Consider the following 14,143-nt stretch of genomic DNA (forward strand, 5'->3'; position numbering starts at 1 on the left):
TGGTCGGCACATCTTCTGACCTGTCTTCACTTCGACAGCAAGGCGCACAGATATCACGTCCCGCGTGGCGGTACTGGCATGTCCGAAGCGATGGCAGAACCGGTGGCGGGAGCGGCCGGTCTTCCTCGTCGGTCTCCTGCTGTTCTTCGCGCTCCCGCTGTTCGACCTCGGTGCGGCGGTCGACGCGTCCATGCAGGCGACGAAGTAGGGGGGAGCAGAAGGAGGAGAAGCCCGCTGGTCAGGAGAGGAGCGCTTGCAATCGCGTCAGCAGGGTCTGTACCAGGCCCGGTCGTGTCGACTGGGGTGACGACGACCGGTCCTGCTGGCGTTCGTCCAGGACCGTCTCGTAGCGTTGTCTGAGTGCCTGTACCTGCGTCTCTCTGGCCGAGAGCTCGCGTTCGAGTTCGTCGATGCGCTCTCTGAGGGCGTCGGCGTCCGGCTCGTCCGCGGCGCGGTCGTCCGCGGCCTGCGACTGCTCGGTGTGGGTCGCGCCACGCGGCGCTGAGGTGGCGTACTGTGACACGTATGGTACGAGGTACCACGACTACAAGAAACGCCGGCAGACCGGTGACGGACGAGCGTCAGACGCGGCGGCCGGCCGGCGGACGGGTGTCAGACGCGACCGGCGTCACTCGGCGAGGTGGTCGAGCACGCCCTCGGTGTCGCCGGGGACGGGCTCGGGGTCGGCACCGGCCTCGGCGGCCGCGTCGGGGTCCTTGAGCAGGTGGCCGGTGGTCAGGCAGACGACGCGCTCGTCGGCGGCGATCTCGCCCTGTTCGCGGAGCTTGCGCAGGCCGGCGACGCTGGCGGCGGAGGCGGGTTCGACGCCGACACCCTCGCCGGCGAGGTCGCGCTGTGCCGCGGTGATCTCCTCGTCGCTGACGGCGACGGCGGTGCCGCCGGTCTCGCGGATGCCCGGCAGGGCCTTCGGCGCGTTCACCGGGTTGCCGATGCGGATGGCGGTCGCGATGGTCTCGACCTCGTCCCAGCGGCGGGTGTCCGCGGCGCCCGCCTCGATGGCTTCGACCATCGGGGCCGCACCTTCGGCCTGGACGCCGGTGAGCTTCGGGACCTCCTCGGGTTCGAGGGCGCCGGCCTGCACGAGTTCGCGGAAGCACTTGTACAGCGCCGAGGTGTTGCCCGCGTTGCCGACGGGGAGGACGATGCGGTCCGGGTACTCGCCGTAATCGTCCCTGTGGGCCTCGAGAATCTCCAGCCCGATGGTCTTCTGACCCTCCAGCCGGAAGGGGTTGAGCGAGTTGAGCAGGTACGCCTCGCCACGCGATGCGAGGTCCTGGACGATGTCGAGGCAGGTGTCGAAGTTCCCGTCGACCTCGAGGATGCGGGCGCCGTGCAGGGAGGCCTGTGCGACCTTGCCGGCGGCGACCTTGCCGGCGGGCAGGAGCACGAGCGTCTCCAGCCCGGCACGCGCGCCGTAGGCGGCGAGCGCGGCCGAGGTGTTCCCGGTCGAGGCGCAGGCGAGGCGGTCCACGCCGAGTTCCTGGGCGACGCGGACGCCCATGGTCATGCCGCGGTCCTTGAACGAGCCGGTCGGGTTCATCCCCTCGTGCTTGACGCGCAGGCTCTCGATGCCGATGTCGTCCTCCAGCCGGGGGACCCGGTGCAGGGGGGTGTCACCCTCTGGCAGGGTGACCCCGACCTCGAAGGGGAGCGCCGCCGAGTACCGCCAGACGCCGCGGCCCTCGAACTCGTCCCAGGTGGGCAGGTCGGCGTAGCGGACCTCCAGCAGCGCGTCGCAGTCACAGGTGTAGCGGATGTCGTCGAACGGTGCGTAGGTGTCGCCGCAGTCGATGCATTCGAGCCAGACGCCGTCGTCGGCCTCGGCCGGCTCGGCCGGCGCCTCCGCGTGCAGCGGGAGAGAACTCATTATCGGCGGATTGCGCTACGCGGGCAAAAAGACGCAGGTTTCCGCGAAGGCTGCCGATTCGACTACTCCGGCAGTTCCCCGTCGAACTCCTCGATGACCTCGTGGACGTTCTCGGTCCACTCGTCGAGCGCCTGGTGGAGCATCTCCTTGGCCTCGGGGAGGGACTCGGCGGTGTACTGGTAGACGTAGCCACCGGAGTCGAGCAGGCGGCGTTCCCGCGAGGCGAGGCCGCGTTCGAGCAGCGTCGACAGCGACCGGTTGACGTTGCTGCGGTCCCGTTCGAGTTCCGCCGCGAGTTCCTCGACGGTGCTGCCGGGCTGGTCGATGAGCGCGAGGTACGTCCGCGTCTCGTGCTGGTGGATGCCGAAGACGCAGCTCATGACCTCGCGGAAGCCGGGGTCTGGCTGTTCCATGAGGTCGCCGAGGTCGTCCGGCGTCGCGTCTGCCATAGCGTGAGAATGGAGGTGTGGCGCCTAAAGACTACTCCTCGCGGTCGATGTCGATGTAGCCCTGCTTCTCGATGCACATGCGCATCTCGTCCTCGGACTCGTGTTTGTGCAGCGTGGTCGGCGTGTCGCAGTAGAAGATCCGGCCGTCGTGGCGCAGCGTGACCTCGTGGTCGACGCCGAGCATCTCGGTGGTGATGACGACGCGCCGTCCCTCCCGCAACGCGTCGAGTATCTCGTCGGCGCTGAGTTCCCCCGCCCGTGCTCGCAGTGGCTCCGGCATTGTCGTTCGATTCGTACTCCGGCGGCGCTCTACCTGATTCTTTCGACACCGTCTGTCACGGTAACGTTCCACTCACCTGGGGAGTGCATGGCCCGTGCCAACAAGCACCAGTGCTATTCCGTCCTGACCCATATCTTATACTATGGCACCCGAAACCACAACACCCACAGACGTTGAAACTACCAACAAACTGAAAGCATGGCAGGGCGGGGTCGTCGGCGGACTCGTCGGGGGTGCCGTCTTCGGCATCCTGCTGACCCTGCAGGCCCCCGGCGTCATCGAGAACGGCATCCCGGCGCTGCTCGGGCTCTCCGGCGGGCTGGCCGGCTGGACCATCCACATGTCCATCTCGGCGGTCCTCGGGGTGGCCTTCGCCGCGCTCCACGAGCAACTGCCCCAGGTCGGGGCGGACGTCCAGAAGAACATCGCCGCAGGAATCGTGTTCGGTATCGTACTCTGGGCGATACTCGCGGTCACGGTGATGCCGTTCTGGCTGCAGGCCGTCGGCTTCGCCGGCGCCCCGGCCTTCCCGAACATCAGCACCACCAGCCTCGTCGGGCACCTCGCCTTCGGCGGCGTCCTCGGCGCGGTGTACCCGCTCGTGACCTTCACGACCGGGGCCGTCGAGGCCGAGACCGGGACGCAACCGCAGTGACGTGGTGGTGATAGCCACCAACGCGTGCATCCCGGACACACGACCGGGGCATCGCTTTTTATACGGGCAGGGACGTTGCGGGTATGTCCACGTCGACCGACACGACCGACCCGATACAGAACCGTAACGCGATGGCGCTGGGGGGTGGCATCGGCGGCCTCGTCGCCGGGCTCGTCTTCGGCGTGCTCATCCAGTTCCAGCTCGGCCGGATGACCGCCATCGGCGCGATGTACACCCTCGGCGAGCCGAGCCTGAGCGTGGGCTGGATGGCACACCTCGCCCACAGCGTCCTGTTCGGCGCGCTGTTCGGGGTCGCCGTCGACCGGGAACCGCTCCGCGAGACGGTAGGTGCCTACCACGTCGGCATCGGCACGGCGGTCGCCTTCGGCGTCGCACTGTGGGCACTCAACATCGTGTTCCTGTGGCCGCTCTGGCTGAACAACGTCGGCTTCGGGCCGGGGCTCCCGCTCCCGAATCTCGCCGTCATGCCCCTCGTCGGGCACGTCGTCTACGGACTCCTGCTCGGACTCGTGCTGGCGATGCTGGTCAGAACCCGCGCACTACACTAGTCAGGAGCGCCTTCTGGGCGTGCATGCGGTTCTCGGCCTGCTGCCAGACCAGCGAGCGCTCGCCCTCGATGGTCTCGTCGTCGACCTCCTCGCCGCGGTGGGCGGGCAGGCAGTGCATGACCTTCGCGTCGGTGCCCGCGAGCAGGTCGCCGTTGAGCTGGAAGCCGTCGAAGGCGGCGACCTTCTCCTCGCGCTCGTCCTCCTCGCCCATGCTGACCCACACGTCGGTGTACACCACGTCGGATTGGGCGACGGCCTCGGCCGGGTCGGTGGTGACGGCCGGCTCGTCGCCGAGGTCGGCACAGGCGTCGAGCGTCTCGTCGCTGAGCCCGTAGCCCTCGGGGGTCGCCACGGTCAGGTCGACGCCGGTCATGGCACAGCCCTTCGCGAACGACTGGGCGACGTTGTTGCCGTCGCCGACCCAGGCCGCCGACACCTCCGAGAGGTCGCCGAATGTCTCCTGGATGGTCTGCAGGTCCGCGAGCGTCTGGCAGGGATGGGCGTCGTCCGTGAGGCCGTTGACGACCGGTACGTCGGCATATGCCGCGAGTTCGGTGAGGTCGTCGTGGTCGAACAGGCGGGCCATGATGACGTCGACGTAGCCCGAGAGGGCACGCGCCGTGTCCTTGATGGGTTCGCCGCGGTCGAGTTGCGTGTCGTCCGGGCCGAGGAAGACGGCGTGCCCGCCGAGCTGGGTCATCCCCGTCTCGAAGGAGACGCGGGTGCGCGTCGAGGGCTTCTCGAAGAGCATGGCCAGCGTCTTGCCGGCGAGGTCCGCGTGGGACTCGCCCGCATCGAGCTGTTGCTTGTACGTCGCCGCCTGCTCGAGGACAGCGTCGAGTTCGGCTGTGCTCAGGTCGTCGACGGTCAGGAAGTGCTTCGTGGTCTGTGCTGGCATCGGTGTGGTGGAGTCGGTGTGGGTGCTCATTGCAGTTCGTCGGAGACGGTCTCTAAGACCGCGATGGCGTCGTCGTAGTCGGACAGCGCGATACGTTCGTCCGGCGCGTGGTCCAGTGCGGAGTCGCCCGGGCCGTAGGTGGCCATCGGGCAGTCCCACGCGGCGGCGTACAGGTTCACGTCGGCGGTGCCGGTCTTGCGGAGGAGGCGGGGGTCGCCCCCTCGTCGGCGTATCGCGACGCGGAACGCTCGCGCGACCTCGCTTCGCGGGCTCACCATCACGGGCGGGATGTGGTCGTCCCACTCGATGGAACCCGCAGCCAGCGCGGCTTCGACCGTCTCGCGGATGGCCGCGGCGTCGGTGCCGGGCGGAATCCGGAACTGTGCGTCGATCGTCGCCTCGTAGGCGAGGCCGTCCGCGGTGACGCCCCCGTCGATGGCGACGGGTTTCGCCGTCACGGAGTCGAACACCTCGCCGTCGGCGGCCGGCGGGTACGCGTCCTCGACGCGCTCCCACCAGGCCATCGCGTCCTGGATGGCGTTGGGCTCGGGGCGCGAGGTGTGCGCCGAGTCGGTGTGGGCCGTGTACTGCGCGGTGAGGAAGCCGCGGTAGCCGAGCGTCACGCCGTCCCAGCCCGAGGGTTCGCCGTTGATGACGGCGTCGGGCTCTGCACGGTCCTCGACGAGGTAGCGCGCCCCGCGGGAGTCGGACTCCTCGCCGACGACGCCGACGAAGGAGACGCCGGTGCGGACCGCCGCGACGGCCATAGCACACAGCGGGCCGGTCGCGTCGACGGTCCCGCGGCCCCAGAGGACCGTCTCGCCGTCCTCCTCCTCGATGCGGACCGGGATGTCGCCGGGCACCGTGTCGATGTGGGAGGTCAGCAGGACCGAGTCGTCGGCCGGGGCGCGGACGTTCCCGACCTCGTCGATGTACGCCTCGCGGTCGTGTTCCTGGAAGAAGTTGCGCAGGCGCTCGGCGGCGGCCGTCTCCTCGCCCGAGGGCGAGGGGATGGAGACCATGGATTCGAGCAGTTCGCGGGCGACCCCGTCGCTGACTGCGGTTGCCATGCTCGTGCTCATTCCTCCGTCCCCAGGATGTCGACCAGTGCCTCGACGACCTCGTCGGCGTGCGCCTCCGTCATCGTCAGCGGCGGGAGCAGCCGGACCACGGTGCGCCCCGCGGGGAGCGCGAGTATCTGGTGCTCCATCGCGAGGTCGCGCAGGACCCTGTTCGCCTTGCGGCCGACCTCGATACCGACGAGCAGGCCGGCGTTGCGGACCTCACGCACCGGCAGGTCGGCGGCTTCGAGTTCCGAGACCAGATAGTCGCCGACCGCCTGCGCGTTCCCGGGCAGGTCCTCGTCCACGATGACGTCGAGCGTCGCAGCGGCAGCCGCGGAGACGACCGGGCCGCCCGAGAACGTCGAGCCGTGGGGGCCCGCGTCCTCGGCGATCCAGTCGGCACACAGCGTCGCGCCCAGCGGGAGCCCATTTGCAAGGCCCTTCGCACTCGTCACGATGTCGGGCGTGACCCCCGCGGCCTCGCAGGCCCAGAACGAGCCGGTCCGGCCGAGGCCGGTCTGGACCTCGTCGAAGACCAGTGCGGCACCGTTCTCCTCGGTGGCCTCGCGGGCCGCTTCGAGGAATTCGGTCGTACTCGGATTGACGCCACCCTCGCCCTGGACGGGTTCGAGGATGACCGCGGCGGTGTCGTCGTCGACCGCCTCGGCGAGTTCTTCCGAATCGCCGTAGCTCACGAACTCCACGTCGTCCAGCAGCGGCTCGAAGGGCTTGCGGTACTTCGGTTTCCACGTGGCCGAGAGCGCGCCCATGGTGCGGCCGTGGAAGCCGCGCTTCGTGGCGACGATCTTCGTGTTCTCGGTCGCGCTCCGGGCGAACTTCAGCGCCGCCTCGTTCGCTTCGGTCCCGGAGTTGCAGAGCCAGACGTTGCTGACCTCGCCGGGTGCGAGCGCCCCGAGTTTCTCGTACAGTTCGTCGCGCGAACTCGTCGGGTACGAGCCCTGGACGAACGTGAGGTCTGCGACCTGCTCCTGGACTGCCCCGACCACGTCCGGATGGGAGTGGCCGGCGGGCGTGCAGGCGTAGCTCGCGCCCATGTCGAGGTACTCGGTGCCGTCGTCGGCGTAGAGGAACACGTCCTCGCCGCGTTCGATGCTGATGGGTTTGCGTGAGAAGACGAAGTCGTTGGACATCTACTGCGTCACCTCCTGCTGGTCGTCGTTGGAGAGCCCGAGGGCACTCGGGAGAATCGTCGTGCCGTCGCCCGCGAGCGCGGACTGGATGGGCTCGTCGGCGTTCGCGGTGGCGACGACGACAGAGCTTGCACCCGTTTCGAGGGCTTCCTTCGTCGCCATCACCTTCTTCGTCATGAAGCCCTCCGCGGCGGCTTCGAGGGCGTCCCAGCCCTCGGAATCTTCGACCGTGTCGATGCGGGTCGAGGCGTCCTCGGGGTCGGCGTAGACGCCGGAGACGTCGGTCAGGACCACGAGGGCCGCGCCGAGTGCGCCCGCGACGTGGGCCGCGGCGCGGTCGGCGTCGGCGTTCACCGCGGTCAGGCTGCCGTCACGCTCCTCGCCGAGCATCGGGACGGTCACGACCGGCGTGTAGCCGCCCGAGAGCAGGGTGTCGAGGAGGTCGGTGTTCACGGCCTCGAGCTTGCCGGAGTGGTCACCGCGCTTGATCTTCTTCTTCCCGTCCTCGAGGACGCGGACCGCGGACTTGCGCTTGCCCGTGAGGAGGCCGCCGTCGACCCCGGAGAGGCCGACCGCGTTCACGCCCTGGTTCTGGAGCCCCTCGACCAGTTGCGTGTTGAGCTTGCCCGGCATGACCATCTGGAACACCTCCATGGTCTCCGCATCGGTGAAGCGGCCGACGACGCCGCCGGGCGTCTCGACGTAGGTCGGCTCCTTGCCGAGGGCCTTGAGCGTCTCGTCGACCGCGGTCGAGCCGCCGTGGACGACCACGACCTGCTCGCCGGAGGCGACGAGGTCCTGCACGTCGGCGAGTGCCCCTGCCGGGTTGACGGCGCGGGCACCGCCGATTTTCACGACTACCGTCATTCAGGGACTCCCCACGGGGTGCAGCCCCGTGAACTCCAGTCCAGCAGTCTCCTCGAATCCCAGCGCGACGTTCGCGGCGTGGACGGCCTGCCCGGCCGACCCCTTCATCATGTTGTCGATGGCCGAGAACACGACGACGCGCTTGTTCGCGGCGTCGAGTTCGAAGCCGACGTCGCCGTAGTTCGTGCCGGCGACGGCCTTGGGTTCGGGGTAGCGGTACGAGCCGGAGCCGCCGGCGACGAGGCGCATGAAGGGTTCGTCCTCGTAGGCCTCGCGGTAGGCGGTCCAGAGGTCGCGCTTCGAGACCGGCCCATCCGGGAAGACGTGGCAGGTCGCGCTCGCGCCGCGGACCATGTCCACGGCGTGGCAGGTGAACGACACCGAGAGCCCGAGCCACTGCTCTATCTCCGCCTCGTGGCGGTGGCCCGTCGGCGCGTAGGGGCGGACGACGCCCGAGCGCTCGGCGTGGCTGGACGCCTCGCCGCCGCCCGCGCCGCCCTCGCTACTGCCGACCTTCACGTCCACGACGACGTGCGCGTCGTCGAGGACACCCGTGTCGGCCAGCGGCTTCAGCCCGAGGATGGTGGCCGTCGCGTTGCAGCCGCCGGAGGCGATGATGTCGGCTCCGGGCAGGTTCTCGCGGTTCACCTCGGGGAGTGCGTACTCCGCTTTCTCCAGTTTCTCCGGGCAACTGTGCCCGTCGTACCAGTCGTCGTACTGTCCCTCGGTGGCGAGGCGGAAGTCCGCCGAGAGGTCGACGACCGTGTCTGCCGCGTCCTCGAACGCGTCGATGTGCTCCATCGTGACGCCGTGGGGCGTCGCGGCGAACAGCACGTCGACCGAGTCGAGGTCGTCCGGTTCGGTGAAACGGAGCTCGGAGCCGCGGAAGTTCGGGTGGATGCTCCCGATGGACTTGCCCGAGTACTGGCGACTCGTCGCCTGCGTCAACTCGAAGTTGGGGTGGCCGGCGATGAGGCGGAGGAGTTCCCCGCCGGTGAAGCCGGAGCCGCCGACGACGCTGGCGGAGACGGTCTCGGTCGCCTCGTCCGTGGCCGTCGTCACACCCATCAGGCTGTCACCTCGGCCACGTCGTCCGTCTCCGCGTCGGTGCCGACGACGGATTCGAGCCAGTCGACGACCTTCGCGGGCACGTCGATGGCCGTCGCGTCGTTCAGCGACTTGAACTCGACCGTGTGGTTGACCTCGTGGACGGTGTAGCCCTCCTCGGTCTCCATGAGGTCGATGCCGAGCAGGCCGCCGCCGACCGCCGCCGAGGCCTTCTTGACGAGTTCCTTCGCCTCGTCGTCGAGTTCGAACTCCTGGGTCTCGGCGCCCTTGGCGGCGTTCGTGAGCCAGTGCTCGGAGGAGCGCGCCATCGCCGCGACCGGCTCGCCGTCGGTGGCGAGCACGCGGATGTCGCGGTCCGGCTTGGCGACGAACTCCTGGATGTAGAACACCTTGTGCTCGTAGTGCCCGAGCGTGGCCTTGTGTTCGAGGATGGCCTCGGCGGCCGAGCGCGAGTCGATCTTCGCCATCAGGCGCCCCCACGAGCCCACGACGGGCTTGAGGACGCAGGGGTAGCCGAACTCCTCGATGGCCTCGAGGGCCGCGTCCGTGGTGAACGCGACCTTCGTCTCGGGCGTGGGGACGCCCGCCCCGGCCAGCGCGAGGCTGTTCTGGGCCTTGTCGGCGCAGATCTCGGCGGTCTCGGCCGAGTTCACGACCGGGATGCCGTAGGCCTCGCAGAACTTCGTGATGTAGAGGCTGCGCGAGGTCGCGACACAGCGGTCGAGCACCACGTCCAGGCCCTCGAAGACGGCTGGCGGTTCGGTGAGGCCGAACTGCTGGGTCCGGACGTCGATCTTGACGACCTCGTGGCCACGCTCGCGCAGTTCCGAGAGGAGTAGCTTCTCGTCCCTGCGGATCCGGGAGTAGAGCAGTCCGACCTTCATCGGCTTATTCCCCCCAGTCCTCTTCGAGCTCGGGTGCCACGTCGAGTTCGACGGGGTCCGTGCTGAGCACTTCGAGCTCGGCACCACAGGTGGTACAGTCGAGGATCTCTCCGGCTTCGATGTCGTCGTGCAGGGTCACGTCGGCCCCGCACTCGATGCATTCTGTCATCACGTGTCCATGGGCGATACACACTCTTAAAACTTCCGAACTTACCAAAACTTTTACACAACTACTGATGGCTCTACGTGGTGAAAACGGTGCGATGAACCACATTCCCGAATTAAGTTATCGGATTTCGTTCATTTGTCCCGTGGTGGGACTCGTGGGAGAAGTCGTCGTGGTCGTGGTCGGGTGTGCTGTCCCTCAGACATACTCGTTCACCTCTGCCATCAGGTCGGTGTGGGCGTCGCCGAGGGCCCCCTGTTTCGACTCGAGTTCGTCGGTGTCGGTGGTGAGGGTCGCCTCGGCCGCTTCGAGCGCAGCGGCGACCGCCCCGGGCGCGGGGCCGCCGACCGAGTCGCGCATCGCCACGCTCTCGGCCGGGTCGAGTGCGGCCTCGACCGCCGACTGCTCGACGTAGGTGTCGAGCGATTCGCCGAGGACCGCCTGTGCCGCAGCATCGAGCGCCGCGTAGTCGGCGCCGGACTCGCCCGCCTTCGCCACGAGTTCGTGGGCGGTGCGGAAGGGGACGCCCTCCATCGCCAGCAGGTCCGCCACGCCGGTCGCGGTCGAGAAGTTCGAGCCGGCCGCCTCGGCCAGCGCCTCTTCCTCCCAGGTCGCGGTCGCGATGCCACCCGCGGCCACGCCGACCGCCTCGGTCACGGCATCGACCGAGTCCCAGACGTGCGGGGTCGCGTTCTGCAGGTCGCGGTTGTACGCGCGGGGCAGCCCCTTCAGCGTCGTCAGGATGCCCGTCAGCCCGCTGTTCGCCTCGCCCGCGACCGAGCGGACGAGTTCGAACGTGTCGGGGTTCTTCTTCTGGGGCATGATCGAGGAGGTCGAGGAGTAGTCGTCCGAGAGGTCCAGGTAGCCCTGGTTCGCGAAGATGACCACGTCCTCCGAGAGGCCCGAGAGGGTCGTCGCCAGGTTCGCCATCGCCGAGGCGACCTCCACGAGGAAGTCGCGCGCCGAGGAGGCGTCCATCGAGTTCGTCAGGACGCCGTCGAAGCCCAGCAGCTCCGCGGTGCGCTCGCGGTCCACGTCGAAGGGGGTGCCGGCGAACGCGGCCGCCCCGAGCGGGCTCTGGTTGACGCGCTCGAAGGCGTCGAACAGGCGCGCCGTGTCGCGGGCGAGGGCCTGCTCGTAGGAGAGCAGGTAGTGCCCGACCGTCGTCGGCTGCGCGTGTTGCAGATGCGTGAACCCGGGCATCACCGTGTCGGCGTGCTCTTCGGCGCCCGCGACGAGCGCGGCGCGCAGGTCACAGACCGCCTCGATGGCTTCCAGGACGTCCTCGCGCAGGCGCAGGCGGATGCAGGTCGCCACCTCGTCGTTGCGCGAGCGCGCGGTGTGCATCTTGCCGCCCTCGGGGCCGACCTGCTCGATGACTGCACTCTCGATGGCCTCGTGGACGTCCTCGCCGTCGGGGAGCATCGCGTGCCCCTCGACCTCGACGACGTTCAGCGCCTGCAGGATGGTGCCCGCCGTCTCGGCGTCGACGATGCCCTGCTCGGCCAGCATGACCACGTGGGCGCGGTCGACGGCCACGTCGGCCGCGAAGATGCGCTCGTCGTCGTCGAGCGAGGAGAGGAAGCCGCGGGCGGGGCCGCCGCTGAAGCGGTCGCCGCGGACGGCCGTCCCCTCGTCGCTCTCGTCGCCCGTCATCTCAGTCGTCTGCGGGGAGTTCGACGTCGTCTGCCTCGGCCTGCTTCGCCACCGAGTTCGCGAGGCGCGACTGGAAGCCGTGGTACTTCGCCACGCCCGTCGCGTCCTCCTGTTCGATGCCGTCGACCGTCTCCGTGTTGAACGAGGCCGCGGACTCGGAGTAGACCGCGAACTCGGACTCGCGGGAGACCACGCGGACCATCCCGCCCTGGAGCTTGACGGTCACCTTCCCGGTGACCTTCGTCTGGCTCTGGTCGATGTACGCGTTCAGGCTCTGCATGAGGGGCGCGTCGACGAGGCCCTCGTAGGCCTTCTGGGCCCACTGGTTCTCGACCTGGGGCTTGAAGTCGCGCTCCTCCTTCGTGAACACGAGCTGTTCGAGGCCCTCGTGAGCCTCGAGCAGGACCGTCGCGGCCGGGTGCTCGTAGTTCTCGCGTACCTTCAGGCCGAGCATGCGGTCCTCCATCATGTCGGTGCGGCCGACGCCGTACGCGCCCGCGAACTCGTTCAGGTACTCGATGAGTTCGACCGGCTCGTAGGACTCGCCGTCGACGGCGACCGGGTAGCCGTTCTCGAACGTGATGTCGATGGTGGTCGTCTCGCCCGTCGGGGCGTCGGTCCACTCGTAGATGTCCTCCGGCGGGACGTAGCTCGGGTCCTCGAGGTTCTTGCCCTCGACCGAGCGGCTCCAGAGGTTCGTGTCGATGGACCAGTCGCCCTCGTTGCCGCCCTCGACGGGGAGGCCCTTCTCGTCGGCGTACTCCTTCTCCCACTTGCGGGTCAGGCCGAGTTCGCGGACCGGCGCGATGACCTCCAGCGAGGAGTCACGCCAGACCGCCTCGAAACGCAGCTGGTCGTTGCCCTTGCCCGTGCAGCCGTGGGCGATGCCGGTGCAGCCCTGTTCTTCCGCGACTTCGAGGATGGCCTTCGCGATGACCGGGCGGGCCATCGCCGTCCCCAGGGGGTAGCCCTGGTAGGTCGCGTTCGCCTTCACCGAGTCGAGACAGAGTGCCGCGAACTCGTCCTTGGCGTCGACGACGTAGTGTTCGAGGCCGAGCGCCTCGGCGGTCTCCTCCGCCTCGGCGAACTCCGCTTCCGGCTGGCCGACGTCGACCGTGACGCCGATGACCTCGTCGTACCCGTACTCCTCTTTGAGGAGCGGGACGCAGACCGTGGTGTCGAGGCCGCCCGAGAACGCGAGTGCTACCTTCTGGTTCGATTCCGTCGTGGTGTCCGATGTGTGCTGTGTCATTCCGTGTCCGTGTTGTGACCGACGGACTACCGTCCGCCGTCCGTGTGTAGTTGCAAACTGTGCGCCGCGATGGTGAGAATGTAGTAGGCCCTAACGGGCCGGTCGTCGTCGCGGTCGTCGGACAGCAACACCGCTCGCGGAGAACGAGTGCGCGAGGTGACTGCGGTGTTGCTTCATCGTACCCAGAGTTAGAATCATGTTGCTATTAAAACCTTGCGGGGCAGCAAAAGTTACAGGTGTGAGAATGACACGCACATTATCGGTTTGGAACTGGTTTTATGTCCAGCCGACCCCCACGATAGCGTATGTTCGACAACCGAGCCGACCTCGATGTGGAGTCGCTGCTTCGCATCGTCCTCGTACTGGTGGTCATCTGGATCGGGCTGGAGGTCGTGGGCGAGATACTGGGCATCTTCGGCGCACTGCTGGGGCCGTTCCGGCCGCTGCTCGGGCTCGCCATCATCGCCCTCATCGTGCTCTGGCTGACCGACAACCTCTGAGCCGGACCGTCACGCTCTTTTCGCTCGCCGGCCGACTTCGACCGTGTACAGCGTCAACGTCCCGGTCCCCGGGTCGGTCGCCCGCCTCGCCAGCGACCTCCATCCCCTCCTCACCGAGTTCGACCGCGTCCGGGAGGACTACACGCTCCTCGCCAAGCGCATCGGTGACCCAGAGCACTTCGCGGTGCGCGAGCACGAGGTCCGCCGGGCCCTGCGCGGGCAACCCGCCTTCGAGGTGCAGGTGACCGGGCTGGGCTGCTTCGAGCAGCCCACGAAGGGCACCGCGCCCGTCGTCTACTTCGAGGTCGAGAGCCCCGGGCTCCAGCAGCTCCACGAGCGTCTGGTCGACGAGTTCGGCGCCATCGGCGGGCTGGAGGGCGAGGACTACGTCCCGCACGTCACCATCGCCCGGGACGCCCCGCAGTCGGCCGCCGACCGGCTGCTGGAGCAGGACATCGAGCCGGTGACGTGGACCGTCACCCAGCTGGAGTTCTTCGACTCGCGGTACCGGGAGGTTGCGGGCCGGGTCAGCCTGCCGGCGTGAGTCGCGAATTTTCACGAATCGAGTGGCGTGCGCTTTCGAGTGTGCTGAGCGATAGCGAAGCCACGAGGTGAGGGCGCGCGAGGGACGACCGAAGTGAAACGAAGGGAGTCGGCTGGGGAGGGTGTGGTGTGGTGTGGTGCTGTGCGGTCATGGACGCTAGCGCAAGTGGTCTACTCGTCGACACGAACAGCCTCAGTACCGTCTCTCGATTCTCACGGCTGCGGCGGCGCCCCGTCGTACACGTCCATCCAC

Annotated in this window: 18 protein-coding genes; 5 read left to right on the forward strand and 13 right to left on the reverse strand. The window is 68.4% G+C overall.

What is annotated here, in order from left to right:
* Positions 1 to 64 precede the first annotated feature (64 nt).
* Positions 65 to 208, forward strand: a complete 144-nt coding sequence (locus NOV86_RS10905; protein ID WP_267641416.1) for a hypothetical protein — start codon at positions 65 to 67, stop codon at positions 206 to 208.
* A 30-nt stretch (positions 209 to 238) separates the two neighbouring features.
* Here the strand turns inward: NOV86_RS10905 and NOV86_RS10910 are convergent, their stop codons facing one another.
* From NOV86_RS10910 to NOV86_RS10925, 4 genes are all read right to left on the reverse strand, one after another.
* The gene (locus NOV86_RS10910) at positions 239 to 523 is read right to left on the reverse strand and encodes a hypothetical protein (RefSeq protein ID WP_267641417.1); all 285 of its coding nucleotides are present in this window, start codon (positions 521 to 523) and stop codon (positions 239 to 241) included.
* 105 nt (positions 524 to 628) lie between these two features.
* Positions 629 to 1,888 carry a threonine synthase gene (gene thrC, locus NOV86_RS10915; protein ID WP_267641418.1) on the reverse strand — a complete coding sequence of 420 codons (1,260 nt, stop codon included), beginning with the start codon at positions 1,886 to 1,888 and terminating at the stop codon, positions 629 to 631.
* Positions 1,889 to 1,950: 62 nt separating this feature from the next.
* Entirely contained in the window at positions 1,951 to 2,337 is a 387-nt protein-coding gene (locus NOV86_RS10920) for a helix-turn-helix domain-containing protein (RefSeq protein ID WP_267641419.1), read from the reverse strand.
* Between the two features lie 31 nt (positions 2,338 to 2,368).
* Positions 2,369 to 2,617: a DUF8001 family protein gene (locus NOV86_RS10925; protein WP_267641420.1), complete on the reverse strand. Its 249-nt coding sequence runs from the start codon at positions 2,615 to 2,617 to the stop codon at positions 2,369 to 2,371.
* Positions 2,618 to 2,759: 142 nt separating this feature from the next.
* Between NOV86_RS10925 and NOV86_RS10930 the strand changes: the two genes are divergently transcribed.
* Complete coding sequence (locus tag NOV86_RS10930; protein ID WP_267641421.1) at positions 2,760 to 3,272, forward strand: DUF6789 family protein; 513 nt, start codon at positions 2,760 to 2,762, stop codon at positions 3,270 to 3,272.
* Positions 3,273 to 3,355: 83 nt separating this feature from the next.
* A complete protein-coding gene (locus NOV86_RS10935) occupies positions 3,356 to 3,841 on the forward strand; it encodes a hypothetical protein (protein ID WP_267641422.1) in 486 nt (161 codons plus the stop codon).
* Here NOV86_RS10935 and argF read toward each other — a convergent pair.
* From argF to NOV86_RS10980, 9 genes are all read right to left on the reverse strand, one after another.
* Positions 3,819 to 4,769, reverse strand: coding sequence for an ornithine carbamoyltransferase (gene argF / locus NOV86_RS10940; RefSeq protein WP_267641423.1), 951 nt, complete (start codon positions 4,767 to 4,769; stop codon positions 3,819 to 3,821). The two genes, NOV86_RS10935 and argF, sit on opposite strands and share 23 nt — an antisense overlap.
* Complete coding sequence (locus tag NOV86_RS10945) at positions 4,766 to 5,821, reverse strand: [LysW]-lysine hydrolase (RefSeq protein ID WP_368408741.1); 1,056 nt, start codon at positions 5,819 to 5,821, stop codon at positions 4,766 to 4,768. The genes argF and NOV86_RS10945 overlap by 4 nt, the downstream gene beginning before the upstream one ends.
* Positions 5,818 to 6,954, reverse strand: coding sequence for an aspartate aminotransferase family protein (locus NOV86_RS10950; protein ID WP_267641425.1), 1,137 nt, complete (start codon positions 6,952 to 6,954; stop codon positions 5,818 to 5,820). Before NOV86_RS10950 ends, NOV86_RS10945 begins: the two co-directional genes overlap by 4 nt.
* Complete coding sequence (locus NOV86_RS10955) at positions 6,955 to 7,821, reverse strand: acetylglutamate/acetylaminoadipate kinase (protein WP_267641426.1); 867 nt, start codon at positions 7,819 to 7,821, stop codon at positions 6,955 to 6,957.
* Positions 7,822 to 8,889, reverse strand: a complete 1,068-nt coding sequence (gene argC, locus NOV86_RS10960) for an N-acetyl-gamma-glutamyl-phosphate reductase (RefSeq protein ID WP_267641427.1) — start codon at positions 8,887 to 8,889, stop codon at positions 7,822 to 7,824.
* Positions 8,889 to 9,773: a lysine biosynthesis protein LysX gene (gene lysX / locus NOV86_RS10965; protein WP_267641428.1), complete on the reverse strand. Its 885-nt coding sequence runs from the start codon at positions 9,771 to 9,773 to the stop codon at positions 8,889 to 8,891. Before lysX ends, argC begins: the two co-directional genes overlap by 1 nt.
* 4 nt (positions 9,774 to 9,777) lie before the next feature.
* The gene (lysW, locus tag NOV86_RS10970) at positions 9,778 to 9,942 is read right to left on the reverse strand and encodes a lysine biosynthesis protein LysW (RefSeq protein ID WP_267641429.1); all 165 of its coding nucleotides are present in this window, start codon (positions 9,940 to 9,942) and stop codon (positions 9,778 to 9,780) included.
* Positions 9,943 to 10,137: 195 nt separating this feature from the next.
* On the reverse strand, positions 10,138 to 11,595 hold the full coding sequence (gene argH, locus NOV86_RS10975) for an argininosuccinate lyase (RefSeq protein ID WP_267641430.1): 1,458 nt from the start codon (positions 11,593 to 11,595) through the stop codon (positions 10,138 to 10,140).
* Position 11,596: 1 nt separating this feature from the next.
* Positions 11,597 to 12,847: an argininosuccinate synthase gene (locus tag NOV86_RS10980; protein ID WP_267641431.1), complete on the reverse strand. Its 1,251-nt coding sequence runs from the start codon at positions 12,845 to 12,847 to the stop codon at positions 11,597 to 11,599.
* A 305-nt stretch (positions 12,848 to 13,152) separates the two neighbouring features.
* Between NOV86_RS10980 and NOV86_RS10985 the strand changes: the two genes are divergently transcribed.
* Together NOV86_RS10985 and NOV86_RS10990 are read left to right on the forward strand one after the other, a co-directional pair.
* On the forward strand, positions 13,153 to 13,347 hold the full coding sequence (locus NOV86_RS10985) for a DUF7554 family protein (protein ID WP_267641432.1): 195 nt from the start codon (positions 13,153 to 13,155) through the stop codon (positions 13,345 to 13,347).
* A gap of 43 nt (positions 13,348 to 13,390) precedes the next feature.
* On the forward strand, positions 13,391 to 13,891 hold the full coding sequence (locus NOV86_RS10990) for a 2'-5' RNA ligase family protein (RefSeq protein ID WP_267641433.1): 501 nt from the start codon (positions 13,391 to 13,393) through the stop codon (positions 13,889 to 13,891).
* Positions 13,892 to 14,143 lie beyond the last annotated feature (252 nt).

It is taken from the genome of Haloarchaeobius amylolyticus, from assembly GCF_026616195.1.
Classification (GTDB): Archaea; Halobacteriota; Halobacteria; order Halobacteriales; family Natrialbaceae; genus Haloarchaeobius; species Haloarchaeobius amylolyticus.

What these genes read in the sequence shown, in the direction of transcription:
- lysX (WP_267641428.1), bottom strand. Translation starts at nt 9,773, where the DNA reads ATGAAGGTCGGACTGCTCTACTCCCGGATCCGCAGGGACGAGAAGCTA.
- argH (WP_267641430.1), bottom strand. Translation starts at nt 11,595, where the DNA reads ATGACGGGCGACGAGAGCGACGAGGGGACGGCCGTCCGCGGCGACCGC.
- NOV86_RS10955 (WP_267641426.1), bottom strand. Translation starts at nt 7,821, where the DNA reads ATGACGGTAGTCGTGAAAATCGGCGGTGCCCGCGCCGTCAACCCGGCA.
- argC (WP_267641427.1), bottom strand. Translation starts at nt 8,889, where the DNA reads ATGGGTGTGACGACGGCCACGGACGAGGCGACCGAGACCGTCTCCGCC.
- argF (WP_267641423.1), bottom strand. Translation starts at nt 4,769, where the DNA reads ATGAGCACCCACACCGACTCCACCACACCGATGCCAGCACAGACCACG.
- thrC (WP_267641418.1), bottom strand. Translation starts at nt 1,888, where the DNA reads ATGAGTTCTCTCCCGCTGCACGCGGAGGCGCCGGCCGAGCCGGCCGAG.
- NOV86_RS10945 (WP_368408741.1), bottom strand. Translation starts at nt 5,821, where the DNA reads ATGAGCACGAGCATGGCAACCGCAGTCAGCGACGGGGTCGCCCGCGAA.
- NOV86_RS10930 (WP_267641421.1), top strand. Translation starts at nt 2,760, where the DNA reads ATGGCACCCGAAACCACAACACCCACAGACGTTGAAACTACCAACAAA.
- NOV86_RS10920 (WP_267641419.1), bottom strand. Translation starts at nt 2,337, where the DNA reads ATGGCAGACGCGACGCCGGACGACCTCGGCGACCTCATGGAACAGCCA.
- NOV86_RS10980 (WP_267641431.1), bottom strand. Translation starts at nt 12,847, where the DNA reads ATGACACAGCACACATCGGACACCACGACGGAATCGAACCAGAAGGTA.
- NOV86_RS10950 (WP_267641425.1), bottom strand. Translation starts at nt 6,954, where the DNA reads ATGTCCAACGACTTCGTCTTCTCACGCAAACCCATCAGCATCGAACGC.
- NOV86_RS10935 (WP_267641422.1), top strand. Translation starts at nt 3,356, where the DNA reads ATGTCCACGTCGACCGACACGACCGACCCGATACAGAACCGTAACGCG.
- lysW (WP_267641429.1), bottom strand. Translation starts at nt 9,942, where the DNA reads ATGACAGAATGCATCGAGTGCGGGGCCGACGTGACCCTGCACGACGAC.
- NOV86_RS10925 (WP_267641420.1), bottom strand. Translation starts at nt 2,617, where the DNA reads ATGCCGGAGCCACTGCGAGCACGGGCGGGGGAACTCAGCGCCGACGAG.
- NOV86_RS10985 (WP_267641432.1), top strand. Translation starts at nt 13,153, where the DNA reads ATGTTCGACAACCGAGCCGACCTCGATGTGGAGTCGCTGCTTCGCATC.